Origin of the sequence: Actinosynnema sp. NPDC023658, from assembly GCF_040639995.1 — a bacterium.
Taxonomy (GTDB): Bacteria; Actinomycetota; Actinomycetes; order Mycobacteriales; family Pseudonocardiaceae; genus Actinosynnema.
Genome location: NZ_JBFAAX010000001.1, coordinates 1 through 24,831 on the forward strand (window position 1 = coordinate 1; position 24,831 = coordinate 24,831).

The following is a 24,831-nucleotide window of genomic DNA, read 5'->3' on the forward strand; positions in this document are numbered from 1 at the left end:
GCGAGGTCTATCGCGCACTGACCAGCACAAACCCCCACCACGCCACCCAACCCACAAACCCAGCCACCGCCGCTTGACTTCTATAGGAGCATCCCCCCTCCGAGCTGCGCTGACACCGGAATTGTCGTACCCCTGGGCTAGCGTCCGCGGGCATGGGCATCGATCACGTGGCGGTCGTCGAGGAGTACAGCGGGTTCTTCACCGAGGCGGTGGAGGGCAACCTGGCCGCGCCGGTGCCCAGCTGCCCCGGGTGGACGGTGGACGACCTGGTCGCGCACCTGGCGGAGGTGCAGGCGTGGTGGACGGCGGTCGTGCTGGCGAAGGGCGCGTACCCCGACGAGGAGGCGGCGCGGCGGGCCTCCGACACCGGGCCGGACCGGGTCGAGGGGTGGCGGGAGATCAGCGCCCGCTACGTCGCGGTGCAGCACGAGTACCTGCGCCACGCCGGGCCGGACGCGCCGGTGTGGGTGTGGTGGAACGACGAGGGGCGGGACACGGCGGCGGCGCTGGCGTCCCGGCAGGCGCACGAGGCCGTGGTGCACTGCTGGGACGCCCAGCGGGCCGCGGACAAGGTCAAGCCGATCCCGGCCGAGCTGGCGGCGGACGGCGTCGACGAGTTCCTGGAGCGCTTCCTGCACGGCGAGGAGTGGACGGCCGGGCCCGCGGTGCTGGAGCTGGTGGCGACCGACACCGGGGCGAGGTGGTGGCTGGGCACGGACGGGACCACGACGCCGAAGTGGCTCGCGGGCGGCGCGCTCGCCGGCGGTGGATCGGCGGGTGGTGAGCTCGCGGGTGGCGGCTCCCGGCCCGGTGAATACGCGGCCGACGCGGTGGACGCCCGGGTCGCGGGCACGGCGGAGCAGCTCTACCTGCTGCTGTGGCGGCGGCTGGGCATGGGGGAGGTGACCGTCACGGGTGATGACGTGACGGTGGAGGCCCTGCTCGGCTGGCCGAACCTGACCTGACCCCCGATCGGGGCCCGGCGCCGGCGTCCGCCCTGCTCAGGGAGCTTGGCGGGCGTGGCGCGGGCTCGGGCCGGCGGGTGGGGACCGGCCCGGCGGGGGAGGCCGGTGGTCGTGGTGCCCGAAGTCGGTGGGCGGGGCGCTGATCGACTTTTGCGCACCACACCCCCGCGTCGCTTATCGTCGCAGGTGTGGAACGACCGCTCTTCGTGGTCGGCGACGTGCACGGGCACCTCGCCGAGCTGACTCGCGCCCTGCACTCCTCCGGCCTCGTCGACGCCGACGGGGACTGGTGCGGTGGCGGGGCGGAGCTGTGGTTCCTCGGTGACTTCGTCGATCGCGGCCCCGACGGGATCGGGGTGATCGAGTTCGTGATGCGCCTCGCGGAGCAGAGCGGTGGCCAGGTGGACGCCCTCATCGGCAACCACGAGGTGCTGCTGCTGGGCATGCACCGGTTCGGCGACCGCAACGTGCCCGGCGCACCCACGCCGCGCAGCTTCGCCCGCAGCTGGCTGCTCAACGGCGGCCTGCGCAGCGACCAGGACCGCCTCACCGACGCCCACATCGAGTGGCTGACCACCCGCCGCGTCCTCACCGAGGTCGACGGCCACCTGCTGATGCACTCCGACACCCTCGCGTACCTGGAGTGGGGCACCACGATCGACGACGTGAACGCGGCCGTCCGGGCCGTGCTCAAGGGCGACGACCTGGAGCACTGGTGGGAGTGCTGGCGCAAGATGACCACCCGCTACGCCTTCCGCGGCCCGGACGGCGCGGTGGTGGCGAGCGAGCTGCTCGACGTGCTCGGCGGTCACGAGGTGGTGCACGGGCACAGCGTCATCGCGGACCAGCTCGGCGTGCCGCCGGAGCAGATCGACGGCCCGCTGCGGTACGCCGACGGCAGGGTGCTGGCCGTCGACGCGGGCCTCTACAGCGGCGGCCCGTGCCTGGTCGTCCAACTGGGACGCGACGACAGCCCGGCCGGGACGGCCGACGCCGTGCCCGGCGACGCGGGCGGCGTTGCGGAGGACACGGACTGAGCGCAGCATGGCTGCACCCGGTAAGGAGGCACGCCATGCTGACCGCGACCCGCACCACGACGATCCTGCCCGTGTCCGATCCGGACCGGGCCTCCCGCTTCTACGCGGACCAGCTCGGTCTCACCCCGCTCGGCGGCGGTCCGGGCGACGGCACCCGCCTGTTCGAGCTCGGCCGCGGCGACGCGCTCGGCCTGATGCCCGCCGAGGAGGGCGCGCAGAGCGGCCACACCGTGCTCACCTTCGAGGTCGACGACCTGGAGAGCGAGATCGGGGACCTCCAACGGCGCGGCGTCCGGTTCGAGGACTACGACCTGCCCGAGCTGAAGACCGTCAACCACATCGCGGTGCTCGGTTCGCAGAAGGCGGCCTGGTTCCACGACAGCGAGGGCAACGTCCTGTGCCTGCACGAGGTCGCCGGCTGACGTCCCCGGCCGACGTCCCCGGCCGACACCCGGGTCGGCGTCCCCGGGACTCAGGGCAGGGCCACGATCTCCTTGCCCAACGGCATCAGCGACACGGGCACGAGCTTGAAGTTCGCCACGCCCAGCGGGATGCCGATGATCGTCACGCACAGCAGCACGCCGGTGACGACGTGGCCGATGGCGAGCCAGATGCCCGCGACCACGATCCACACGACGTTGCCGAGCAGCGACGGGGCGCCCGCGTCGGGCCGGTCCACCACCGTGCGCCCGAACGGCCACAGCGCGTAGTTGGCGATGCGGAACGACGCCAGTCCCCACGGGATCGTGATGATCAGCACGCAGCACACCACGCCGGCGACCGCGTACCCGACGGCCAGCCAGAAGCCGCTCAGGACCAGCCAGATCAGGTTCAGGATGAGCCTCACGAGTCCATCCTGCCCGATTAAGCTCCCGACCCGTGCCGAACAAACTCCGCTGGGGTGTCGTGGCGACCGGCGGCATCGCCGACGTCGTCACCGGTGACCTCCGCCTGCTGCCCGACGTCGAGGTGCTCGCGGTGTCGTCGCGCGCGCTGCCCAAGGCCGAGGCCTTCGCGGCCAAGCACGGGATCCCGCGCGCCTACGGCGACTACGCCGACCTGCTGGCAGACCCGGACGTGGACGTCGTCTACGTGGCGACGCCGCACGTCCAGCACCACGAGGTGACGCGGGCCGCGCTCGAAGCGGGCAAGCACGTGCTGTGCGAGAAGCCCGCCACGCTCACCCTGCCGGACCTGAAGGACGTGGTGGACCTCGCCCGTGAGCGCGGCCTGTTCTTCATGGAGGCCATCTGGACGCGGTTCAACCCGCTCATCGTGCGCATGACCGAGCTGATCGCGGACGGCGCGATCGGTGAGGTCCGGTCGGTGCGGGCGGACTTCGGCTTCACCCTGGAGCACGACCCGGCGCACCGGCTGTGGAACAAGGCCCTCGGCGGCGGCTCCCTGTTCGATTTGGGCATCTACCCGGTGTCGTTCGCGCACCTGGTGCTCGGTGAGCCGGACACGGTCGCCGCGCACGGCCGCCTGGTCGACGGCGTGGACGCCGAGATCGGCATGCTGCTCGGCTACCCGGGCGGCGAGCACGCGTTGCTGGCGTCCTCGCTGGTCAGCCCCTTGAAGACCGGTGCGGTCGTGTACGGCACGAGTGGCCTGGTGGAGCTGCCGGAGGCGCTGTACAACCCGAGCGTGATCGTCGTGAACGGGGTGGAGCACCGGCACGAGCAGGAGGGCGCCGGGTACGTGCCGCAGCTGCGCGAGGTCGTGCGGCGGGTGTCGGCGGGGGAGACGGAGAGCCCGTCCGTGCGGCCCGCCGAGTCGCTCGCGATCCTGCGCACGCTCACCAGGGCCGCCGAGCAGGTCGGCCTGACCTACGACGACGTGGCCGGCTGACCGTGCGGCGGGAGTTCCTGCTCGCGGGCGTGGGCGTCGTGCTCGTCGGCGCGGTGGGGTGGGCGGTGCTCACACCGTCCTCGGTGGACGTCGCGGTCATCACGTCGGTCGCCGGGGACGGTTCGGTGGAGTGGGTGGACGCCGAGATCGTCCGGGCCGAGTCGGACAGCTCGGCGGTGCGGGAGCTGCCCGGGTCCGAGCACCGGCACGTGTCGCGGCCGGCCGACGACGCGACCATCCACACCGCGCTGGGCTGCGGCGAACCCGTCGGGCCGCGGCTGTCGTCCGGGCTGGGCGCGGTGGAGTGCTCGCGGGACGACTTCCTGGCGATGCCCTACCCGCCGTACGCGCCGAAGCTGTACTTCGACGGCGACGGGCGGATCGTGGAGGTCGCCGGGCGCTATCACCCGTGACCGCCCGGCCGGTCGGCCAGCAGGGCTTCCGTCACCCGCACGACCGCCTCGACCCGGCGGCTGCCCGGCGTGAGCAGGTGGCTCAGCGCCACCCGCACGATCGTGTCCGCGACCAGGTGCACGCGCGCGTCGGGCAGCTCGGGCCAGTGCTGGCGGATGTGCTGGGCGAACACCGAGGTGGCCAGCGCGAGCACCGGTTTCCCCCTGGTGGTGAGGAACGGGAGCATGTCCTCGGCGTTCGCGCCGTTGAGCACCGACCTGGCCAGCACGTCCCGCCCGGCCAGGTCGAACGCGAACGCGATGCCCCGGCGTAAGCCCTCCAGGGGGTCGGGTTCGCCCAGCAGCCGCTCGCGGATGCCGTGCACGAACTCGGCGGTCTTGTGCAGCGCCACGGCCTGCACGAGCCGTTCCTTGTTGCCGAACTCGTTGTAAACGGTCTGCCTGCTCACGCCCGCCTTGACCGCGACCTCCGCCATGCGCAGGCCCCGGGAGCCGTGCGCCGCGAGCAACTCGGCCGCCGCGTCGAGCAGGGCCCTGGTGAGTTCCGTCACGGCGCAAAGCTTGGCACAGCGCATAGGGTGCGAGCCGTGCCGCTGACCGTGGGATTCGACCTGGACATGACGTTGATCGACCCCAGGCCGGGCATGGCGGCGGTCATGGACGCGGTGGCGGCGGAGAGCGGCTACCCGCTCGACGGCGCGCACTTCGCGGCCAACCTCGGCCCGCCGCTGGACATGACCTACCGCGAGTTCGGCGTGCCCGAGGCCGACATCCCGGACCTGATCGCCCGGTTCCGCGAGCTGTACCCGGAGGTCGTCATCCCGGCCACGGTCGCCCTGCCGGGCGCGGCGCAAGCGCTTGCGGCGGTGCGTGAGCTGGGCGGGACGACGATCGTGGTGACCGGCAAGTACCGGGCCAACGCGGCGCTGCACCTGGCCGCGTTCGACTGGCACGTCGACCACCTGTTCGGCGAGCTGTGGTCGACCGGCAAGGCGGAGGCGTTGAAGGCGCACGGCGCGGCGGTGTACGTGGGCGACCACGTGGGTGACGTGCGCGGTGCGAAGGCGGCGGGCGCGGTGTCCGTGGGCGTGGTGACCGGGCCGTGCGACGCCGACGAGCTGACCGCCGAGGGCGCGGACGTCGTGCTGCCGGACCTGACGGCGTTCCCCGCGTGGCTGCGGGCCAACGCCGAGCGGCTCACCGCCGCGGTCGGGCGCCCCTCACCGCGCTGAGCACGCCCAGCGCGAGCCCCGCGGGCGCGAGCAGCCAGCCCGCCGCGAACACCCAGGCGGGCAGACCGCGTTCGCCGACGATGAACATCGCGACGATGGCCGCCACGCCGAGCGCGAACAACGCCACTGCCAGCGGCATCAGCTTCGTGGTCGACATGGGGTGAAGCGTAGTCGCGCGATCGGAGGTGCCCCGGCGGTGGTGTTCTGGATAGTCTGGTGGGACGCGTCCTGGGCACGCCCGGGGCGCGTTCGTCGTGTGATCGCTCAGTAAGGATTGGTGAGAACGGTGCCGACCGGCAAGGTCAAGTGGTACGACTCGGAGAAGGGCTTCGGCTTCGTCACCCAGGACGGTGGCGAAGACGTCTACGTGCGGAAATCCGCGCTGCCCCCGGGTGTCGAGGGCTTGAAGGCCGGTCAGCGGATCGAGTTCGGCATGGCCGAGGGCAGGCGCGGGCCGCAGGCGTTGTCCGTCCGCCTGATCGACCCGGCGCCCTCGGTCGCGGAGGCCCGCCGCCGCCCGGCGGAGGAGCTGCACGGCCTGATCGAGGACATGATCAAGCTGCTGGAGCTGAAGGTGCAGCCGGAGCTGCGCCGCGGCCGCTACCCGGACCGGAAGAACACGAAGCTGATCTCCGAGGTCGTCCGGGCCGTGGCGCGGGAGCTCGACCCGTAGGTCGACGGGCCCGGGACTACCAGAAAGCCGTCGAAGCCCCAGGTCGCAAGCCTGGGGCCGGTCACGGAGAACCGCGGGGTCGGACTAGGAGCGGTCGTCCACGGAGAGGACCCAGGTGCCCCGGGCGACGAAGTCGAACGCGCCCGTGTCGCCGGCCTCGATGCGCGCCCCGTACTGCTGCACCTCGACGCTCTCCAGCTGGTCGTCCCGGTTCGGCAGCACCAGCGTGTAGGCGAACCTCGGCTCGCGCTGGGTGAACAGCTTGCTGCGCAACGGCTCCTGCTGTTCGCCTCGGGCGTTGCGGTAGGTGAACTTGACCGACCAGGCGGTCTCCGCCAGCTCACCCGGGACCGAGATCTGCACCGGCCTGCCCGGCCGCACGCGCAGCACGCCGACCGCGTCGGCGTCGACCGCGCAGTTCTCCGACTGCAGGTCGCAGTACTGGGACGGCCTGACGTTGATCGCCTCACCGTCGGCGTAGAACGTCACCTCGGGGTCGGTGGGCGCCGCGCAACCGGCCAGGACCAGCAGCGACAGCGGGATGAGGAGTCGGCGCACGGCGGTCGAGCCTACGTGCCCGGCCTGGGCACCACGGGCGCGGCCCGCAGCGGGCGGTCGCCGCCGAGGCCGGGGATGAGCGTCGCGCCGCGCCGCGTCTGCACGGTCTGCGCCAGCCCGACCGCCAGCAGCACGGCCAGCACGGTGAAGCCGATCCAGTACTCGGTGGGCAGCAGCACGCCCAGCGCGCCGCCGAACACCCAGCCCAGCTGCAGGATCGTCTCCGACCGGCCGAACGCCGAGGCCCGCGACTCGTCCGGCACGTCGTCCTGGATGACCGCGTCCAACGACACCTTGGCCAGCGAGCTGGCGGTCGCGCCGACCAGCCCCACGGCCGCCGCCGTCACCAGGCCCGGCAGCACCGCCGCCAGCACCACCGTCGCCAACGCCGACACCAAGCACCCGATGACCACCTGGTCGGGTGAGCCGAACTGCAGTCGTGCGCCGACGGCGTTGCCGAGGAAGCTGCCCACCCCCGCCGCGGCGGCGATCACGCCCAGCAGCAACAACTGCATGAACGCGTCACCCTCGGTCTGGGCGCGCACCACGAACGCGGCGAACAGCATCAGGAACCCGGTCTGCATCCGGATCGCGCCGTTGGCCCACAGCGCCACCACCACCGAACGCCCCAGCGGCTGCCGCGTCGGCTTGCGCGGCTTCGCCCGCAGCGACGCCGGCACCTCGCCCTCGGTGACCTCCACCCAGGACGGGATGCGCAGGCAGTAGTAGCCGTTCGCCAGGCACAGCACGGCCGTGAACCACAACGCGCCCGGCGAGCCGAACACGTTCGCGAACCCGGCCGCGACCGCACCGAACACACCACCCGCCGCCAGGCCGAACACCGTCATCCGGGCGTTCGTCTTGGACAGCGTGATCTCGCGCGGCAGCACGCGCGGCGTGATCGCGGCCTTGAGCACCATGAACGACTTCGACAGCACCATGCTGCCCAGCGCCGCCGGGTACAGGCCCCAGTTGTCGAAGTTCAACGCCATCACGATCGACAGGAACACCCGCAGCACGCACGACGCCGCCAGCGCCACCCGCCTGCCGTGCTGGATCCGGTCCAGCGCGGGCCCGATGACCGGCGCGACCACCGCGAACGGCGCCACCGTGATCAGCAGGTACAGCGCCACCTTGCCGCGGCTCTCGCCCGCGGCGGCGGAGAAGAACAGGGTGTTGGCCAGCGCGACCGCCATCGCCGCGTCGGCCGCGTAGTTGAGCATCACCGCGTAGGTCAGCGACGACAGGCCGGACTGCTTGGCGCCGTCGGCGTGGGCGGCCCGGCGGAACGCGGCCAGCGCCTTGCCGCTGAGCTGCCTCGTGCGGAACCACACCACGCGGGTCACGGTGAGCTTCTTCGGCAACGTCGGCGCGGTCGGCTCCTCACCACCCGGCGGCGGCGGCGCGAAGCGCGCGGACTCCCGGTCCCCGCCCCGCGGCGGCGGACCGCCCGGCGGCGGCGCCGACCGACCGCGCGACCGGTCGCGCGGTGGCGGCTGACCGTTCGGTGGCGGCTGACCGTTCGGCGGGGTCGGCGGTGCGCCGGGTGTCGGGTACGGCCGGGTGCGCGGCTTGTACTCGTCGTCCTCCCACGGGTACCGCCGCGACTGGTCTTCCGGCCGAGGGGGTGTCACCCCTCAATCCTGCCTCACCCGGCACGACCGCGTCTCAGACATTGCCGCCGGTGAGCACGGTGGCGATCGACTCGCCGGGCACGTCCGCGACGGCGATCGCGGCCAGCCCGATCGCCCCCGCCGGCTCCAGCACCAACCCGAGCGCGCCCCGGGCCAGCGCCATCGCGTCCCGGATGGCGTCGTCGGGCACCAGCAGCATGTCGTCCACCAGCGCCCGCAGCCGGGGGATCGCGGCCGGCACCGGCACCCGCACCGCGATCCCGTCCGCGATCGTGTCGATCGGCGTGTCGCCCGCCGGCCGCCCGGCCCAAGCGCGCGCCACGGCCGGCGCACCCTCCGCGCACACCCCGACGATCCGCGTGCCCGGCGAGTGCTCCTTGATCCAGCGCGCCATGCCGGTGATCAACGCGCCGTCACCGACCGGGATCACCGCCGTGTCGAAGGCGTGGCCCGCGCCCAGCAGCTCGACGGCGATGCTCCCCGCCCCCTCGGTGACGGCGACGTCCCGACCGTCCTCGACGAACACCGCACCCACCCGCTCGGCGTGCGCCCGGGCCACCGCCTTGGCACCGGTGAAGTCACCCGGCACCTCCACCACGGACGCGCCCAGCGACCGCATCCGCCGCACCTTGTCCGGCACCGCCGCCGACGAGACGAACACCTCCACCCCGAACCCCCGGCGACGACCCACGTACGCCACCGCCTGCCCGAAGTTGCCCGCCGACGCGCACACGACCGTGCGACCCGGCGGCAGCGTCGCGCCCAGGAAGTCCGCGCCGCGACCCTTGAAGCTGCGCAGCGGGTTGACCGTCTCGACCTTGACGAGCACCCGCCGCCCCAACGCCTCGCACAACTGCTCGTCCACGTACTGCGGTGTCCCCCGGAACACGGGATCGATGGTCTCGGCGGCGCGGGCGATGTTGTCCAGGTCGATGTCCACGCGCCAGACGGTAGGTCACCCGGTCGTGAAGCGGACCCGGAAGATCGTCGGCCAGTTCTTGCCCGTCACCAGGAACTCGTCCGTGCCCGGCACCGCCGCGATGCCGTTGAGCACGTCACTGGCCGGCACGTCGTCCGGCCGCAGCACGCCCAGGTCCACGGTCGCCGTGACGCGACCGTCCGCCGGGTCGATGCGCACCACCTCGTCGGTCTGCCACACGTTCGCCCACACCTGCCCGCCGACGCACTCCAGCTCGTTCAGGCGCGTCACCGGCTGCCCGTCCCGGCGCACCGCCACCGAACCGGTCACCGCGAACGAACCGGGGTCGCGGAACGTCAGCTCGTCGGAACCGTCGCTCATCACCAACCGGCCGCCATCCCGGCACAGCCCCCAACCCTCACCCTCGTAGGTGACGCGCCTCACTTCTTCGAGGGTGTCCCGGTCCCACTCGATGGCCACCCCGTCCCGCCAGGTGAGCTGCCAGACGCGGTCGTCCACCACCGTGATGCCCTCGCCGAACAGCGGCTGCGGCAGCTCCACGCGCCGCTCCACCTCGCCCGTCCCCGGGTCGACCCGACGCAGCGACGACTGCCCCTCCAGGCCGGTGCCCTCGTAGAGCACCCCGTCGACCAGCTCCAACCCCTGCGTGAACGCGCCGGTGTCGTGCGGCAGCGTGCCCAGCACCTCCACCCCCGCCGGCCGGTCCGTTGACCCACCCGGAGGGGTGGCGCACGCCGCCGACAGGACGAAGACCACCGCCATCAGGACCCACCGCACGTCCGAAAGGGTGGCACGTGTGCACGGGGCTGCGAAGACGTGCGGCACAATCCACCTGTGACCGCCACGCCGACCCAGCAGCCCGATCCAGCGCTCGCCGACCCCGAGGCAGTCCGGCTCGCCCGAGCCGCCGCACAAGAGGAAGCGGGCGCGGAACGCGTCGGTGACCACGTGGGCACGGTCGCCGAGGACGAGGTGTCGGCCACCCACCTGTTCGAGGCCGAGCACGCGGGCTACCGCGGCTGGAACTGGGCCGTCACGGTCGCGTTCGCCGGCCCCGGCACGCCCCTCTCGGTCAGCGAGGTCGTGCTGCTGCCCGGCGACGACGCCCTCGTCGCACCCGACTGGGTGCCGTGGCACGAGCGCGTCCGCGCCGGCGACCTCGGCGTGGGCGACCTGCTGCCAGCCCCCGAGGACGACCCGCGCCTGGCGCCCGGCTACGTCGGCTCCGACGACCCCGCCGTCGAGGAGGTCGCGCTCGAGATCGGCCTCGGCCGGGTCCGGGTGCTCTCGCGCGAGGGCGTCCTCGACGCCGCCCAGCGCTGGCACTCCGGCGACTTCGGCCCCCGCAGCGAGATGGCCCGCAGCGCCCCCGCCACCTGCGGCACCTGCGGCTTCTACACCCGGATCGCCGGATCGCTCGGCGCCGCCTACGGCGTGTGCGCCAACGAGCTGACGCCGGCCGACGGGCACGTGGTGCACGTGGAGTACGGGTGCGGCGCCCACTCCGAGGTCGAGGTCGAGGGCGGCCCGCTGGTGCCCGTCGCGGAGGTCGTCTACGACGACGCGGTGCTGGACGTCGAGGCGAACCCGGTGCCCCAGGCGCCCGCCGCCGACGCCCCGGCCGACGAGAGCGGGAAGTGACCGCGGACCCGTTCGGCACCGAGGCGCTGCGCGAGTCGGTGCTGGCCGCGTGGCGCGGCTCGCCCACGCGGTTCCGCGAGGACGCCAACGCCGAGGAGGACCTCAGGCTCGGCGGCTACCGCGACCGGCTGCTGGTGGAACTGGCGCAGAACGCCTCCGACGCCGCCGGCGACACCCCCGGCGTGCTCCGCCTGACCCTCGTCGACGGCGAACTGCGCGCCGCCAACACCGGTGCGCCCCTCGACGCGGCGGGCGTGGCGGCACTGGCGTCCCTGCGCGCGTCCTCGAAGGCCACCGACACCGTCGGCCAGTTCGGCGTGGGCTTCGCCGCCGTCCTCGCGGTGACCGACGAACCACGCGTCGTCTCGCGGTCCGGCGCGGTGGCGTTCTCCGCCGCCCGCACGCGCGACGCCGTGCCGACCCTGGCGTCCGCCCGCGGCGGCGACGTGCCCGTGCTGCGGCTCGTGTGGCCGTCGGACGAGTCGGACGTGCCCGACGGGTTCGACACCGAGGTGCGGCTGCCCCTCAAGGTCCAGGCCGACGGCCTGCTCCCCGAGTTCGCCGCCCAGGCGCCCGACCTGCTGCTCGCACTGCCCGGCCTGCGGCGCATCGAGGTGGGCGACGACGCGTGGGAGCGGACCGAGTCCGACGGCGTCGTGGTGCTCACCGGACCGTCCGGCGCGCAGCGGTGGCTCGTCCGCCGGGTCGGCGGCGAACTGCCCGCCTCCCTCGTCGCGGGCGTCGAGTCCCGGCCCCACTGGTCGGTGTGCTGGGCGTGGCCGATGGACGAACCCCTCTCCGGTGACGTCCTGCACGCGCCCACCCCCACCGACGAGAAGCTGTCACTGCCCGCCCGGCTGATCGCCACCCTCCCCGTCGAACCCTCCCGACGACGGGTGCTCGCCGGTCCGGCCGCCTCGTTCGTGCTCGACCAGGCCGCCCAGGCCTACCCCGGCCTGGTCACCGAACTGCCCGCGGTCGAGCGCACCTCCCTCGTGCCGCTGCCCGGATTCCCGCTGTCCGAAGTGGACGACCGGCTGCGCAACGGCGTCCTGGCCGCCCTGCGCACCGCCTCCTGGCTGCCGCTGGCCGACGGCGAGTGGGCCGCGCCCACCACCGCGAAGGTGCTCGACCTCGCGTCGTTCGAACTGGTCGAGCTGCTCGAAGACGTCATCCCCGGCCTCCTCGACCACGAACTGACCCTGCCACCGCACGCCAAGGCGCTGGCCGCGCTCGACGTCCCCCGGCTCGGCGTGTCCGAAGTGGTCGCCGCCCTCACCGGGGTCGGCGGCGACCCGACGTGGTGGCACCAGGTGTACGACGCCCTCTCACCCGTCGCGGACGTCGACTCCACCGCGCGCGAGGAGATGGGCAGCCTGCCCGTGCCGCTGGTCGACGGGCGACTGGTCAGCAGCCCTCGCGGCGTCCTCGTCGGCACGGACACCGAGCAGTTCCCGGTCCCAGGCCTGCGGATCGCGCACCCCGAGGCGGCGCACCCGCTGCTCCTGCGCCTCGGCGCCACCGAGGCGGGCCCCGCCGAGCTGCTGGACTCCGACGCCGTCCGCGAAGCCGTCCACCGCAGCCTCGACGACCCCACGCTCGACGGCGCCGAACTGGTGCGGACCGTGCTGCGGCTCGTGTCGCGGACCGGCGGCCGGCCCTGGCTCGGGGAACTCGCCCTGCCCGCCGCGGACGGCGAGTGGCGACGGGCCGACGAGCTCGTCCTGCCCGACTCGGCGCTGCTGACGGTGCTGGAGGACGACGCGCCGTTCGGCGTCCTGGACGCCTCCGTGGCCGACGAGTGGCCCCGGTCCGCGCTGGTCGAGGTCGGCGTCATCGACGGCTTCACCGTGGTCGAGGACGACTCGCCCACCGAACCCGACCACGACCTCGCGGACGAGGGCTACTGGTGGGACGCGTTCGACGTCCCGCCCACCCGCGTCCTCGGCATCCGCGACCTGGACCTCGTCGCCCGCGACAAGTGGCCTCAAGCGCTCGCGATGATGGCCGCCGATCCCGCCGCGTGGCGGGCCGTGACCGAACCCGACGGCTACACGGGCTGGTGGCTGGCCCGGTACGCGACGATCGACGGCGTGCCGCTGGGGTCGTGGCGACTGCCCGACGCGGACGAGCTCGAAGGCCTCTACGACGTCGTGCCGCCGATCGACCTGCCGCCGCACGTCCTGGCCGCCGCCGGTGTGCGCACCTCGCTGGGCGTGGTCGACGAGGACGACGTGGCCGACCTGCTGGCCCGGCTCGGTGACCCGGCGCGCAAGCTGTCCGACGCCCTGGTGCTGCGCGTGCACGCCCAGCTGGCCGAGGTGGCCGACTCGGTGAGCGTCGAGCCGCCGGACCGGGTGCGGGTGCTGACCGGCGCCGCCGAACCGGCCGACGACGTGCTCGTCCTCGACCTGCCGTGGCTGCTCGGCGTGCTGCCGCCGGCACAGGTCCTGGCCTCCTCGGGCGCCGCCGCGGACCTGGCGGAACTCCTCGCCCTGCCGCTGGCGTCCGAAGAGGTGACCGGGACCGTCGTGGGCGAGGGTGACGAGGTGGTCTGGTCGGAGCTGGGCGCGCTGCGGCTGGCGTGCGACCTGCTCGGCGTCGACCTGCCCGTCGGGTCGCTGGTCGTGCACGACGACCTGGTCGTGACGGCGGAGGGCGCCGAGCACTCGGTGTCGTGGTGGGTGTCCGACGGCGTCGTCCACGCCGCCGACACCCCCGAGGGCCTGGCGCGTGCGCTGGCGTGGACCACGGGCCGGTGGGATGATCGGCACACCTTCGCCGCCCTGATCTCCGACCCGACGCCCGCCGTCCTGCTGGGCTGAGCACCGCCGGTCCGCCCGGCGCACTGCCGTCCCGCCCGGCCCGTTCGGCAAGATCACCCGATCGGGCAAGCGGCTCGGGGGATGAATGGAAATCCGGAATTTGTTGCCGGTAAAAGAGAGGTCGCGGCGCCCCGGCCCCCAGTGTCATCCGAGGGCCGTCCGAGCCGAGTGTTCAAGGGCGGCCTGGGCATGGGCCGAGGGACAGTGCCACCCGAAGCCCCGCCTGGGCGTGAGCCGAGGTCGGTTGTCAGCCAAGGCCCCGCCTGAGCGCGAGCCGAGGTCGGTCGGCATCGGCCCAAGGGAACCCGGGCGTGGGCCGAGGAGAGCCGGGGCGTCGGCCAAGGGCGGGCTCGGGTGCCGACCGAGGTCTCCCAGCGTCCGCCGAGGTCGCCCGGTGGCCCTCCGGATGTCCCCAGCGCCAGCGGAGGTCGCGGGTGTCAGCCGGGGCCCCGCCGCTAGCCGAGGATGTGACCGGTGCCGGGCCAGTCGAGGGCGGGACTGCTGCCGGGCCAACCGCGGGTGTGGGCCTGCTGCCGGGCCAATTGCGGGTGGGGCCGGTGTCGGGTTGGCCGCAAGTGTGACCTGTGCCGGATCGGGCGCGGGTGTGACCGGTGCCGGGTGGCTGCGGGTGGTGGAGGTGCCGGGTTGGGTGCGGGTGCGGCCGGCTGCGGGTGGGGCGGGCTGCGGGTGGGGCGGGCTGCGGGTGGGGCGGGTAGTGCTCAGTCCAGGCCCTGTTGGGCGGTCTTGCTGCCACGACGGGCGGCGGAGCGTTGCCAGGCGAAGATGCCGTAGCCGATGATCCCCAGTACGCCGCCGGACAGGCACGTCCACCCCAGGACGCCGAAGTCCCGACCGAACAGCAGCACACCGAGCAGTGCCAGCCACCACAGCGCCGTCCCGGCCACGACCACGGGCACCGGGTCGGCCAGCTTCGGTGGTAGCGCGGGCGGGGGCGGGAGGGGTGTTGCGTCCTGTTCGGCCACGTCGGGCAGGCTACCTGGCCGAAACACAGGTGGGGCACGCTCTGCCTGCTCGCCGCCACACCGATCGAGGAGATGAGATGGCCGCCGCCGAGACGCCCGACGCCGGGACAGCCAACGAACCGACAGCCGAACCGACAGCCGACCCGGCAGTCGACCCGACAGCCGATGCGAAAGCCGACCCGACAGCTGAACCGGCAGCCCGTGCGACGCACGGCGCAACGGTCGAGGCAGGGGCGCACGGAGGGACGCGCGGAGGGACGCAAGCAGGGACGCACGCCGTTGGGGTGTCGGCCGGTGCGACGCCTGTGGGTGCGGCGTCGGGAGCAGGGGAAGGCGGGACGGCCGCGGGTGGGGCGGGGCGTTCCGGGTTGGACGGGTTCTTCAAGATCTCCGCACGCGGGTCCACGGTGGCGCGGGAGGTGCGCGGTGGGCTCGTCACGTTCGTGACCATGGCCTACATCGTCGTGCTCAACCCGCTCATCCTGGGCAGCTTCGCCGCCGACGACCCCGGCGCGAAGGTCGACGTCCTCGGCAACATCCTCACCGTCCCGCAGGTCGCGGCGGTCACGGCGCTCGTCGCGGGCGTCATGACGATCCTCTTCGGACTCGTCGCCAACTACCCGTTCGCGCTGGCCACGGGCCTGGGCATCAACTCCTTCGTGGCCGTCACGATGGTGCCGCAGATGTCCTGGCCGGAAGCGATGGGCCTGGTCCTGGTCAACGGCCTGGTGGTGCTGCTGCTCGTCGTCACCGGCGTCCGCACGGCCGTGTTCAACGCGGTCCCGGCGGAGCTCAAGGCGGCCATCGCGGTCGGCATCGGCCTGTTCATCTGCTTCATCGGCCTGGTCGACGCGGGCTTCGTGCGGCGACTCCCGGACGCCGCGCACACCACCGTCCCGGTCGGCCTGGGCATCAACGGGTCGATCGCGTCGTGGCCCACGTTCGTGTTCGTCGTCGGCCTGGTGATCACCGGCATCCTGGTCGCCCGCAGGGTCAAGGGCGCGATCCTGATCGGCGTGCTGGCGGCGACCGTGCTGTCCATCGTCATCGAGGCGATCGTCAAGGCAGGCCCGTCGCAGGGCACCAACCCGGCCGGGTGGAACCTCGGCTACCCCGCGTTGCCGGAGCAGGTGTTCGGGCTGCCCGACCTCTCACTGCTGGGTGACGTGTCGCTCGGCGCGTGGACCAGGGTGCCCGCGCTGACAGCCGCGCTGCTGGTGTTCACGCTGGTGCTCACGGACTTCTTCGACACCGTCGGCACGATGACCGGCCTGGGCAAGGAAGCCGGGCTCATCGGCAAGGACGGCCAGCTGCCGGGCGTGTCCAGGGCGCTGTTCGTGGACGGCCTGGGCGCGGTCGCGGGTGGGGCGGCGTCCTCGTCGTCCAACACCGTCTACATCGAATCGGCGTCCGGCATCGCGGAGGGCGCGCGGACCGGCCTGGCCAACGTCGTCACCGGCCTGCTGTTCATCGCCGCCATGTTCCTCACCCCGCTGTACTCGGTGGTGCCGGTCGAGGCGGCGGCGCCCGCGCTGGTCGTCGTCGGCGCGCTGATGATCATGCAGATCAAGGAGATCGACTTCGCGGACTTCTCGGTCGGCCTGCCCGCGTTCCTCACGATCGTGGTCATGCCGTTCACCTACTCGATCGCCAACGGCATCGGCGCGGGCTTCGTCAGCTACGTCGTGTTGCGCGCGCTCACGGGCCGTGCACGCAGCGTGCACCCGCTCATGTGGATCGTGGCCGCGGCGTTCGTCGTCTACTTCGCGATCGGCCCCATCCAGGCCGCTCTCGCCGGCTGAATGGGCAAGTTCACACGATGGGCGCAGAGATCGTGAGGTATGCTAACTACGTGACGGAAACCGAGGTCGAGGCGGGACTGGCGAGTCGGCTGCGACTGGCCATCATCCGGCTCAACCGCAGGCTCCGCGCGCAGCGGGTGAACTCCACGATCTCGCTCACCCAGGTGTCCGCGCTGTCCACGTTGCACAAGTGCGGGCCCCTGACGCCGGGCGAGCTGGCCGCCAAGGAAGGCGTCCAGCCCCCGTCGATGACCAGGGTGATCGCCGCCCTGGAGGAGTACGGGTTCGCCACGCGCCGCCCCCACCCCACCGACGGCCGGCAGGCCATCGTGGAGCTGAGCGAGGCGGGGTTGACCTACATCAACGAAGAGGTGTCCGCCCGCGAGGCCTGGCTGGACAAGCGGCTGGCGGAGCTGACACCGGAAGAGCGGGGCGTGCTGCTGCGCGCCGCCGAGATCATCGACAGGATGGCGGGGCAGTAACGAAGTGCCGGCGTACGCGGGTGGGGCAGAGACGGACCAGGTCGAACGCAACCCAACCGCACCACCGGCACGAAGGCGCATGTTCGGATCGCTCCGCGTGCGCAACTACCGCCTCTACGCCTCCGGCCAGGTCGTCTCGCTCGTCGGCCTGTGGATGCAGCGCGTCGCCCAGGACTGGCTGGTGCTGGAGCTGTCCGACGGCTCACCGGTCGCCCTCGGCATCGCCGCCGCGCTCCAGTTCGCGCCCACGCTGCTGCTGTCGCTGTGGGCGGGCGTCCTGGCCGACCGCATGGACAAGCGCAAGCTGCTGCTCGTGCTGGAGACCGGCCTCGGGCTCTGCGCGCTGACCCTCGGCCTGCTCGACGTCACCGGCGTGGTCGAGCTGTGGCACGTCTACCTGCTGTGCCTGCTGCTCGGCGCGGTGTCCGCGGTGGAGACGCCCGTGCGGCAGAGCTTCGTGGTCGAGATGGTCGGCCGCGACCAGCTCACCAACGCCGTCGCGCTCAACTCGATGACGTTCAACCTGGCTCGCATGGTCGGCCCGGCCGTCGCCGGCGTCCTGATCATCGTGGTCGGCACCGGCTGGGTGTTCCTGCTCAACGCCATCAGCTTCCTCGGCGTGCTGGCCGGTCTGCTGCTGATGCGCGCGTCCGAGCTGCACCGCGGCGACCCCGTGCCCCGCGAGAAGGGACAGCTGCGGGAAGGCCTGCGGTACGTGCGCAAGCGTGCCGACCTGGTCATCCTGCTGTTCCTGGTGTTCTTCATCAGCACGTTCGGGCTGAACTTCTACGTCACGCTGGCCGTGCTGGCGCGCAACACGTTCGGCGGCGACGCCTCCGCCTACGGCCTGCTGTCCACGACGCTCGCGGTCGGCACGCTGGCCGGCGCGACGCTGGCCGCCCGCCGCAGCGCCCGCGGCAAACCCCGGTTGAGGCTGCTGATCTTCGGCGCGCTGGCGTTCGGCGTGCTGGAGATCGTGGTCGGCCTGATGCCCACCATGCTGCTGTCCGGGCTCGCCCTGATCCCCGTCGGCATCGCCATGATGACGTTCACGACGACCGCCAACGCGACCGTGCAGCTGGCCGTGTCACCCGACATGCGCGGTCGGGTCATGGGCCTGTACATGCTGGTCTTCCTCGGCGGCAACCCGGTGGGCGGCCCGGTGATGGGGTGGCTGGCCGAGCACTTCACCGCGCGGTCGCCGCTGATCGTCGGCGGTGCCGTCTCGATCGTGGCGGCGGTCGTCGGCGGGATCGTGCTGGCGCGTCGAGGCGGCCTGAAGCTGCCCGTGCCCCGCTTCGGGCTGCGCCGCCGCGCCCGCGTCTGACCCACCCGACCCTGTCCGTGCCCTGACGTGCCGCTGTGACGTGCGTCGTCGTGGGCGCGACCGACAATGGGCGGCGTGGTCATCGCAACGGACTGGGTCCGGCTGCTCGTCGTCTGCCTGGTCTTCACCGCCGTCGCGGGGGCCGTGGTCCGGTGGGCCGGGTTGGCCTCGCCCCGACCCGTCGTCCGGGCGGCCGTGCGGGCGGTCGCGCAACTGGCCGCCGTGTCCGCTGTCATCACGGTCGTGCTGGCGTCGTTGCCGTTGACGGCGGCGTTCCTGGTGCTGATGGCGGGCGTCGCCACGGGCACGTCGGCCGCGCGCACGAAGACCGGCAGGCGCGGCACGTGGGTGGGCGCGGCGATCCTCGCCGGCACGGTGCCCGCGCTCGCCGGCCTGGTGGTGAGCGGGCTGGTGCCGGTGCGGGGGATCGCGCTCGTGCCGATCGGCGGCATCCTCATCGGCGGCGCGATGACCGCCACCACGCTGTCCGTGCGCCGCGCCCTCGACACCCTGCGGGACCGGCACGGCGAGTACGAGGCCGCGCTGGCGCTCGGCTTCACCGAACCGGTCGCGGTGCGGGAGCTGGTGCGCCGCCCGGCCGCCGAGGCCCTCGTCCCCGCGCTCGACCAGACCCGGACGGTCGGCCTGGTGACGTTGCCCGGCGCGTTCGTCGGGATGCTGCTGGGCGGTGCGCCGGTGTGGCAGGCGGGCGCGTTGCAGCTCGTCGTGCTGCTGGCGCTGCTGGCGGTCGAGGCGGTGGCGATCGCGGTGGTCGTGGAACTGGTCGCGCGGGGACTCGTGCGCAGGACTGGTGCAGCAGGCGAGCTTAGGCTAACCTAACCGACGTCGCTTCGTGGTGGGAGCGGCAGTCAGTTCGGGAACAGACCAGGCCCCGCCACCCGGCCGTACCACCGGGTGGCGGGGCCTCGTCGTGCCCGGAAATGCGCGTGCCGACGACCGGCGCACGTGCCACGATCGGACCGTGTTGACAGCCAGGAACGTCACGCTGTCGTTCGGTCCGCGTACCGTGCTCTCGGAGGTGGATCTCGATGTCCCCGCAGGTGAACGCGTAGGCCTCATCGCACCGAACGGCGTCGGCAAGTCGACGCTGCTGCGCGTGCTGGCCGGCGAGCTGACCCCCGACTCCGGCACCGTCACCGCCCACGGGACCGTCGCCCACCTCACCCAGGAGACGGAGATCAGACCCGGCGAGTCCCTGCGCGACCACCTGGCCCGCCGCACCGGCGTGGCATCGGCCGAGCGCGCGTTCGACGCCGCCACCCGAGCCCTGGCCGACGGCGCACCCGGAGCCGACGACGCCTACGCGCGGGCGTTCGACGAGTGGACCGCCTCCGGCGCGGCCGACTTCGCCGAACGCGCCGACGCGGTGTGCGAACGGCTCGGCCTGCCCGCCACGCTCCTCGACGAACGCGGGTCCGGCGAACGCGGGGAAGGCGAGCTGTCCGGCGGCCAGTCCGCCCGGCTCCGGCTCGCCGCCGTGCTGCTGACGACGGCCGACGTGCTGCTGCTCGACGAACCGACCAACGACCTCGACCTGGCCGGCCTCGAAGTCCTGGAGTCCCACGTGCTCCGCAGCCGCGCCGCGATGGTCCTGGTCAGCCACGACCGCGAGTTCCTCGCCCGCACCACCACCGCGATCGTCGAACTCGACGAGTTCACCCACGGCGCCACCGCGTTCGGCGGCGGGTGGGACGCCTACGTGCAGGAGAAGGCCAACGCCCAGCGGCGCGCGCGGGAGGAGTACGAGACCTACGCGGCGCGGCGGGACGCGTTGACGCAACGCTCCCGGCAGACCCGCGAGTGGTCCAAGGCGGGCGTGCGGCGCAACGCGAAGTCCGACGAGAGCGACAAGTTCGTCAAGTTCTTCGCCAAGCAGGGAGCCGAGAACCTCACCGCGAAGGCGTCCACAGTGGACCGCGCGCTGGAACGCCTGGAAGAGGTCGAGGAACCGCGCGAGCCGTGGGAGCTGCGGTTGACGCTGCCCAGCGCCGGACGCGGCAGCCAGGTCGCGTTCACCCTGCGCGGCGCCGTGGTCGGCCGGGGCGACGTCACCCTCGGCCCGATCGACCTCACCATCGGCGCGGGCGAGCGCTGGCGCATCGCCGGACCCAACGGATCCGGCAAGTCGACGCTGCTCGGCGCGCTGCTGGGCCGCCTGCCACTGCTGGAGGGCGAGCGCAGCCAGGGCCCCGCGGTGGTGGTGGGCGAGGTCGACCAGGTGCGCGCCGACTTCGCCGTGCCGTCGTCCGTGCTGGAGGTCGTGACCGGGCAGACCGGGCTGCCGGACGTGGAGGCGCGGACGTTGCTGGCGAAGTTCCGGGTCGGTGCCGACGCCGTCCTGCGCCCGGCCCGTTCGCTGTCGCCGGGCGAGCGGACCAGGGCGGGGCTGGCCGTGCTGCAGGCCAAGGGGACCACGTGCCTGGTGCTGGACGAGCCCACCAACCACCTCGACCTCGCCGCCATCGAGCAACTCGAACAGGCGCTGGACGGCTACGAGGGCACCCTGCTGCTCGTCACCCACGACCGCAGGCTGGCGTCGGCTGTGGGGGTTGACCACACCTTGGACGTGCGGACCCTGGCAAGATAGGCGCATGGGCACCGAGGAGGACTGGCCGATCGAGCAGACGTGGTCACTGCGCAACACGCACTGGCACGCCTATGTGGAGCACACGTCCCTCGACCACGCCTCCCCGCGCCAGGAGCGCTTGGAGCGCACGCCGGAGGAGGTCCTGACCACGCCGACCGAGGTCGCCGCGTGGTTGGAGGTCAACCTGCGCAGTGCGACCAAGCCCGAGGAGGCCGGGAAGAAGCGCACGAAGGACGAGCGCGACTTCTCCGACTCGAACCGGGTGCACACGTCGCTGGCGTCGGCGGGCGAGAGCATCTACACGGGCGTGAAGGGCATGCTGACGCTGGCCGTCGAGGCGGTGACGCCGGACGAGTGCCGGAGCTCCCACGACGGTGCCGACGTCGCGCCGCTGAAGTCCGGCCGGCGCCGCTGACCAGCGGTCGGGGTGCGCCGGTAGTACTCTCGCCGGTGCGTCCGGTCGATCTTCGCCGTGCGTTCGGAGCAGGTCCGGGTGTGCCCCCGGTCTGCCGCCAAGATCACCCGAACGCGCGAACCATGGTCGACCCGGGGATGAATGGAAACGCCGAAAGCGTTGCCGGAAGAATGAAGGCGCGGCACCCGGCCCGGACCCCTGTCCACCCCCGGATGTCCACCTGTCCACCTCCGGACCGGATGTCACCGACGCACGCCGACCGCCACCTCCGCCCGGGACTGCCCGGGACCGCGTGAGCTGACCGGACCGTTCGGGCCCGGTCGGCCGGTCGGGGCCTGGCGGTCGGCTGGTAGTCGGCCGGTAGGGCATGGTCGACCGGTAGGGCATGGTCGGCCGGTGGATCGGTCGGTGGAGATGTCCGCCGAGCCCTGCGGCCCCACACGACTCGCAGCACGGCTCGCAGCACGGCTTGAGCCGCCCGCCGGCCGGGCCTCCCAGGCACCCGGCCGCCCGCTGGCTGGGCCGCCCGCCGACCGGGGCGCGTGCTTGCTGGGCCGCCCGCCGAACCGGGGTACGTTTTGGCTGGGCCGCCTGCCGAACGGGCCGCGCGCTTGCTGGGCCTCGGGCCGGCCGGGCACCCACGTGCCTCGACGAACGTGGAGCACGCTCCCGGAAGCGAGCCCGCCGCCAGCGGGACTGCCGCGGGAGCTTCCACCGACCCGACCCGACCCGACCCGACCCCGGCCGTGCCCGGCGTAGCCCGGACCCGACCCGACCCCGGCCGTGCCCGGCGCAGCCCGGGCCCGGCCCGGCCGTGGTGGGTGACCCGCACTCCGCGCGCCAAGGCGGCACGTGGGTGCCCGCCGCGCCCCGACACGCGGCGGGCAGGTCGTGGATTGGCCGGGTGGGCAGGTCGTCGACCGCGGGTGGCGCAGGTCGGGAGCGGGTGGGGGGTGGTTACAGGCCCACGGGCCAGGTGTGGACCGGCTCGCCGGCGTGGGAGAGTTCCACGTAGCGGCCCAGCATGGCGCTCAGCGCGGCATCGCGGTCCGACCCCCGCTCCTCCAGCAGCGCCACCGTCTCGCGCTGCCACTGCGAGCCCGTCCGCCGGGCCAGGCACCGGGCCTCGATCACGCCCAGGTACCGCTCCCGCGCCTCGTCGGACACCCCGCACGCGCGCAGACCCTCGTGGGCCAGCGGCAGGAGCCGGCGCAGCACGAGCTCGTCCGGCGGCACCCAGCCGATGCCCGGCCAGTACAGCTGCGCCCCCATCCCGTGCCGGGACCCGGCGTACAGGTTCTCCTCCGCCGCGTGGAACGACATCTGGGTCCACAGTGGACGTTCCAGCGTGGTCAGCGCCCGCTGCGCCCCGTAGAAGAACGCGGCGTTCGCCATCGTGTCCAGCACGGTCGGCCCGGCGGGCAGCACGCGGTTCTCCACGCGGAGGTGGGGCACGCCGTCCACGACGTCGTACACGGGCCTGTTCCAGCGCCACACGGTCCCGTTGTGCAACCTCAGCTCGGTCAACGACGGCGTGCCGCCGGACCCCAGCACGTCCAGCGGGTCCTCGTCGCCGGTCTCCGGCAGCAACGCCGGGAAGTACCGCACGTTCTCCTCGAACAGGTCGAAGATCGACGTGATCCACCGCTCCCCGAACCACACCCGGGGCCGGACGCCCTGGTTCTTCAGCTCCTGCGAACGGGTGTCCGTGGCCTGGAGGAACAGCGGTATCCGGGTCTCGTGCCACAACGCCCGCCCGAGCAGGAACGGCGAGTTCGCCGCGATCGCCACCTGCACCCCGGCCAACGCCTGCGCCGCGTTCCAGTGCGCCGCGAAGTCGTCCGGCGCGACCTGCAGGTGCAGCTGCACGGACGTGCACGCCGCCTCCGGCATGATCGACTCGGCGTAGCTGGACAGCCGCTCACCCGCCCGCCCCGGCAGCGGCGCACCCTCCATCGCCAGCACGACCTCCTCGCCGCGCGCCGCCAGGATCGTGTCGTTCAACGTCGTGTACCGCGGCTGGTTCGACAGCCACCGCCGGTCGAAGTGCTCGTGCCGCAACGTCGGCAGCACCCCGATCATCACGATCGACGTGCCCGCGTCGTGCGCCTTGTCGTCGGCCGACGCCAGCGTGGAGACCAGCTCCTTCTCCAGGTCCAGCGTCTCGTCGCCGGCCAGCTCGCGCGGCGGGACGTTGACCTCCAGGTTGTGCTGACCCAGCTCCAGCGTGAACGACGGGTCGTCGATCTTCTCCAGCACCTCGGAGTTGGCCATGGCGGGACGGCACGCGCCGTCGACCAGGTTCAGCTCGATCTCCAGCCCCATCTGCTGCCGGGGGAAGGAGAAGCTGTCCTCCACCAGCATGGTCCCCAGCGCGTCCAGGCACCGCTGCATGCGCTCGCGGTAGCGCCGGCGGTCCTCCCTGGTGAACGTCCGACTGGACACATCCGTACCCATGCCGCCTCCCAATCGGTAAGGGCTGCTCCGGCGGGCTTAGCGGAGGCCAACCGTGACACAGCAATTACTTGCCCGCCAGCGTCCAAATCGGTGCTCTCTGTCACATACCAGTAACAATCAGCAAGAACGCGCTGGTGGTGGGCTTGCGTCCGACCGTCGCAGTCTGCGAGCACCCTTCACTTCCGCGAAGGTGGGAGACTGCTGCCGTGATCGAGATCGACGACCCGGCGGACCCCCGGCTGGACGACTTCCGGGACCTGTCGACGGCCGACCGCCGACCCGACCGCCCCGGCGGGCGCGGGCTGGTGATCGCGGAGGGCGTCGTGGTCGTCGAACGGCTCCTCGCCTCGCCCTACCCGGTGCGCGGGCTGCTCGGCGTGCGGCGCCGGGTGGAGGCCCTCGGTGACCTGCCCGCCCCCGCCTACGTCACGTCCGCCGAGGTGATGGCCGAGGTGGTCGGGTTCCACCTCAACCGGGGCGTGCTGGCCGCCGCCGACCGGGCGCCCCAGCCGGACGTGGCCGGCCTCGTCGCGTCGTCGCGGCGGCTCGCGGTGCTCGAAGGCGTCGGGGACCACGAGAACCTGGGTTCGCTGTTCCGCAACGCCGCCGCGCTCGGCATCGACGGCGTGCTGCTCGGCCCGGGGTGCAGCGACCCGCTCTACCGGCGCAGCGTCCGCGTCTCGATGGGCCACGTGCTGCGCGTGCCGTTCGCGTCGGTGCCGAACCTGACCGAAGCCTTCGAGCTGCTGCGCGCCAACGGTTTCACGATCGCCGCGCTCACCCCGCGGGCCGACTCGAAGAGCCTGCCGGACGCCGGTCTGCGCGGCCGGAAGGTCGCCGTCCTGCTCGGATCGGAGGGGCCGGGCCTCACCGACGAGGCCATCGCGGCGGCCGACGTGGCCGTCCGCATCCCCATGGCGGAGGGCGTCGACTCCTTGAACGTGGCAACTGCGGGCGCGATCGCCTTCTACGCGATCGCCTGAACGCG

At 73.0% G+C, this 24,831-nt stretch carries 25 protein-coding genes; 16 read left to right on the forward strand and 9 right to left on the reverse strand.

Going from position 1 to position 24,831, the window contains the following annotated elements:
• The first annotated feature begins 152 nt into the window (after positions 1-152).
• The 3 genes from AB0G02_RS00005 to AB0G02_RS00015 all read left to right on the forward strand — a co-directional run bounded on the left by AB0G02_RS00005 (position 153) and on the right by AB0G02_RS00015 (position 2,424).
• Positions 153-965: a maleylpyruvate isomerase family mycothiol-dependent enzyme gene (locus AB0G02_RS00005; RefSeq protein WP_360786799.1), complete on the forward strand. Its 813-nt coding sequence runs from the start codon at positions 153-155 to the stop codon at positions 963-965.
• Between the two features lie 188 nt (positions 966-1,153).
• The gene (locus AB0G02_RS00010) at positions 1,154-2,002 is read left to right on the forward strand and encodes a metallophosphoesterase (RefSeq protein ID WP_360786802.1); all 849 of its coding nucleotides are present in this window, start codon (positions 1,154-1,156) and stop codon (positions 2,000-2,002) included.
• A 35-nt stretch (positions 2,003-2,037) separates the two neighbouring features.
• The gene (locus AB0G02_RS00015; RefSeq protein ID WP_360786805.1) at positions 2,038-2,424 is read left to right on the forward strand and encodes a VOC family protein; all 387 of its coding nucleotides are present in this window, start codon (positions 2,038-2,040) and stop codon (positions 2,422-2,424) included.
• A 50-nt stretch (positions 2,425-2,474) separates the two neighbouring features.
• On the opposite strand, the gene AB0G02_RS00020 is transcribed toward AB0G02_RS00015, so the two are convergent.
• The gene (locus AB0G02_RS00020) at positions 2,475-2,849 is read right to left on the reverse strand and encodes a YccF domain-containing protein (protein WP_360786808.1); all 375 of its coding nucleotides are present in this window, start codon (positions 2,847-2,849) and stop codon (positions 2,475-2,477) included.
• A 32-nt stretch (positions 2,850-2,881) separates the two neighbouring features.
• On the opposite strand from AB0G02_RS00020, the gene AB0G02_RS00025 reads away from it, so the two are divergent.
• Together AB0G02_RS00025 and AB0G02_RS00030 are read left to right on the forward strand one after the other, a co-directional pair.
• Complete coding sequence (locus AB0G02_RS00025) at positions 2,882-3,853, forward strand: Gfo/Idh/MocA family oxidoreductase (RefSeq protein WP_360786811.1); 972 nt, start codon at positions 2,882-2,884, stop codon at positions 3,851-3,853.
• 2 nt (positions 3,854-3,855) lie between these two features.
• The gene (locus AB0G02_RS00030; protein WP_360786813.1) at positions 3,856-4,266 is read left to right on the forward strand and encodes a hypothetical protein; all 411 of its coding nucleotides are present in this window, start codon (positions 3,856-3,858) and stop codon (positions 4,264-4,266) included.
• Here AB0G02_RS00030 and AB0G02_RS00035 read toward each other — a convergent pair.
• A complete protein-coding gene (locus AB0G02_RS00035) occupies positions 4,257-4,817 on the reverse strand; it encodes a TetR family transcriptional regulator (protein ID WP_360786816.1) in 561 nt (186 codons plus the stop codon). The two genes, AB0G02_RS00030 and AB0G02_RS00035, sit on opposite strands and share 10 nt — an antisense overlap.
• 36 nt (positions 4,818-4,853) lie before the next feature.
• Here AB0G02_RS00035 and AB0G02_RS00040 point away from each other — a divergent pair, with 36 nt between their 5' ends.
• Positions 4,854-5,498 (forward strand): HAD hydrolase-like protein, encoded by a 645-nt coding sequence (locus AB0G02_RS00040; protein ID WP_360786818.1) that lies wholly within the window; start codon positions 4,854-4,856, stop codon positions 5,496-5,498.
• Here the strand turns inward: AB0G02_RS00040 and AB0G02_RS00045 are convergent.
• Positions 5,464-5,655: a hypothetical protein gene (locus AB0G02_RS00045; protein WP_360786820.1), complete on the reverse strand. Its 192-nt coding sequence runs from the start codon at positions 5,653-5,655 to the stop codon at positions 5,464-5,466. The two genes, AB0G02_RS00040 and AB0G02_RS00045, sit on opposite strands and share 35 nt — an antisense overlap.
• A 129-nt stretch (positions 5,656-5,784) precedes the next feature.
• Between AB0G02_RS00045 and AB0G02_RS00050 the strand changes: the two genes are divergently transcribed.
• On the forward strand, positions 5,785-6,171 hold the full coding sequence (locus AB0G02_RS00050; RefSeq protein WP_360787045.1) for a cold-shock protein: 387 nt from the start codon (positions 5,785-5,787) through the stop codon (positions 6,169-6,171).
• Between the two features lie 84 nt (positions 6,172-6,255).
• Here the strand turns inward: AB0G02_RS00050 and AB0G02_RS00055 are convergent, their stop codons facing one another.
• Genes AB0G02_RS00055 through AB0G02_RS00070 form a run of 4 tightly spaced genes read right to left on the reverse strand, consistent with a single transcriptional unit; the run spans position 6,256 to position 10,080 of the window.
• Positions 6,256-6,729: a DUF2771 family protein gene (locus AB0G02_RS00055; protein WP_360786823.1), complete on the reverse strand. Its 474-nt coding sequence runs from the start codon at positions 6,727-6,729 to the stop codon at positions 6,256-6,258.
• 11 nt (positions 6,730-6,740) lie between these two features.
• Entirely contained in the window at positions 6,741-8,363 is a 1,623-nt protein-coding gene (locus AB0G02_RS00060; RefSeq protein WP_360786826.1) for an MFS transporter, read from the reverse strand.
• Between the two features lie 34 nt (positions 8,364-8,397).
• A complete protein-coding gene (locus tag AB0G02_RS00065; RefSeq protein ID WP_360786828.1) occupies positions 8,398-9,303 on the reverse strand; it encodes a pyridoxal-phosphate dependent enzyme in 906 nt (301 codons plus the stop codon).
• Between the two features lie 15 nt (positions 9,304-9,318).
• Complete coding sequence (locus AB0G02_RS00070) at positions 9,319-10,080, reverse strand: glutaminyl-peptide cyclotransferase (protein WP_360786831.1); 762 nt, start codon at positions 10,078-10,080, stop codon at positions 9,319-9,321.
• 57 nt (positions 10,081-10,137) lie between these two features.
• Between AB0G02_RS00070 and AB0G02_RS00075 the strand changes: the two genes are divergently transcribed.
• Entirely contained in the window at positions 10,138-10,944 is an 807-nt protein-coding gene (locus tag AB0G02_RS00075) for a DUF3027 domain-containing protein (RefSeq protein ID WP_360786834.1), read from the forward strand.
• Complete coding sequence (locus AB0G02_RS00080; RefSeq protein ID WP_360786836.1) at positions 10,941-13,769, forward strand: hypothetical protein; 2,829 nt, start codon at positions 10,941-10,943, stop codon at positions 13,767-13,769. Before AB0G02_RS00075 ends, AB0G02_RS00080 begins: the two co-directional genes overlap by 4 nt.
• Positions 13,770-14,488: 719 nt before the next feature.
• On the opposite strand, the gene AB0G02_RS00085 is transcribed toward AB0G02_RS00080, so the two are convergent.
• Positions 14,489-14,752 (reverse strand): DUF2530 domain-containing protein, encoded by a 264-nt coding sequence (locus tag AB0G02_RS00085; RefSeq protein WP_360786839.1) that lies wholly within the window; start codon positions 14,750-14,752, stop codon positions 14,489-14,491.
• A 368-nt stretch (positions 14,753-15,120) separates the two neighbouring features.
• Between AB0G02_RS00085 and AB0G02_RS00090 the strand changes: the two genes are divergently transcribed.
• The 6 genes from AB0G02_RS00090 to AB0G02_RS00115 all read left to right on the forward strand — a co-directional run bounded on the left by AB0G02_RS00090 (position 15,121) and on the right by AB0G02_RS00115 (position 21,386).
• Positions 15,121-16,554 carry an NCS2 family permease gene (locus AB0G02_RS00090; RefSeq protein WP_360786842.1) on the forward strand — a complete coding sequence of 478 codons (1,434 nt, stop codon included), beginning with the start codon at positions 15,121-15,123 and terminating at the stop codon, positions 16,552-16,554.
• Positions 16,555-16,571: 17 nt separating this feature from the next.
• Positions 16,572-17,036: a MarR family transcriptional regulator gene (locus AB0G02_RS00095; RefSeq protein WP_360786845.1), complete on the forward strand. Its 465-nt coding sequence runs from the start codon at positions 16,572-16,574 to the stop codon at positions 17,034-17,036.
• A 79-nt stretch (positions 17,037-17,115) separates the two neighbouring features.
• Positions 17,116-18,363, forward strand: a complete 1,248-nt coding sequence (locus tag AB0G02_RS00100) for an MFS transporter (protein WP_360786848.1) — start codon at positions 17,116-17,118, stop codon at positions 18,361-18,363.
• 66 nt (positions 18,364-18,429) lie between these two features.
• Entirely contained in the window at positions 18,430-19,203 is a 774-nt protein-coding gene (locus AB0G02_RS00105; RefSeq protein ID WP_360786851.1) for an ABC transporter permease, read from the forward strand.
• A gap of 199 nt (positions 19,204-19,402) precedes the next feature.
• Positions 19,403-20,971: an ABC-F family ATP-binding cassette domain-containing protein gene (locus tag AB0G02_RS00110; RefSeq protein WP_360786854.1), complete on the forward strand. Its 1,569-nt coding sequence runs from the start codon at positions 19,403-19,405 to the stop codon at positions 20,969-20,971.
• A gap of 4 nt (positions 20,972-20,975) precedes the next feature.
• A complete protein-coding gene (locus AB0G02_RS00115; protein ID WP_360786856.1) occupies positions 20,976-21,386 on the forward strand; it encodes a hypothetical protein in 411 nt (136 codons plus the stop codon).
• 957 nt (positions 21,387-22,343) lie between these two features.
• Here the strand turns inward: AB0G02_RS00115 and AB0G02_RS00120 are convergent.
• The gene (locus AB0G02_RS00120) at positions 22,344-23,843 is read right to left on the reverse strand and encodes a glutamate-cysteine ligase family protein (RefSeq protein WP_360786859.1); all 1,500 of its coding nucleotides are present in this window, start codon (positions 23,841-23,843) and stop codon (positions 22,344-22,346) included.
• Positions 23,844-24,049: 206 nt separating this feature from the next.
• On the opposite strand from AB0G02_RS00120, the gene AB0G02_RS00125 reads away from it, so the two are divergent.
• On the forward strand, positions 24,050-24,826 hold the full coding sequence (locus AB0G02_RS00125; protein ID WP_360786862.1) for an RNA methyltransferase: 777 nt from the start codon (positions 24,050-24,052) through the stop codon (positions 24,824-24,826).
• Positions 24,827-24,831 lie beyond the last annotated feature (5 nt).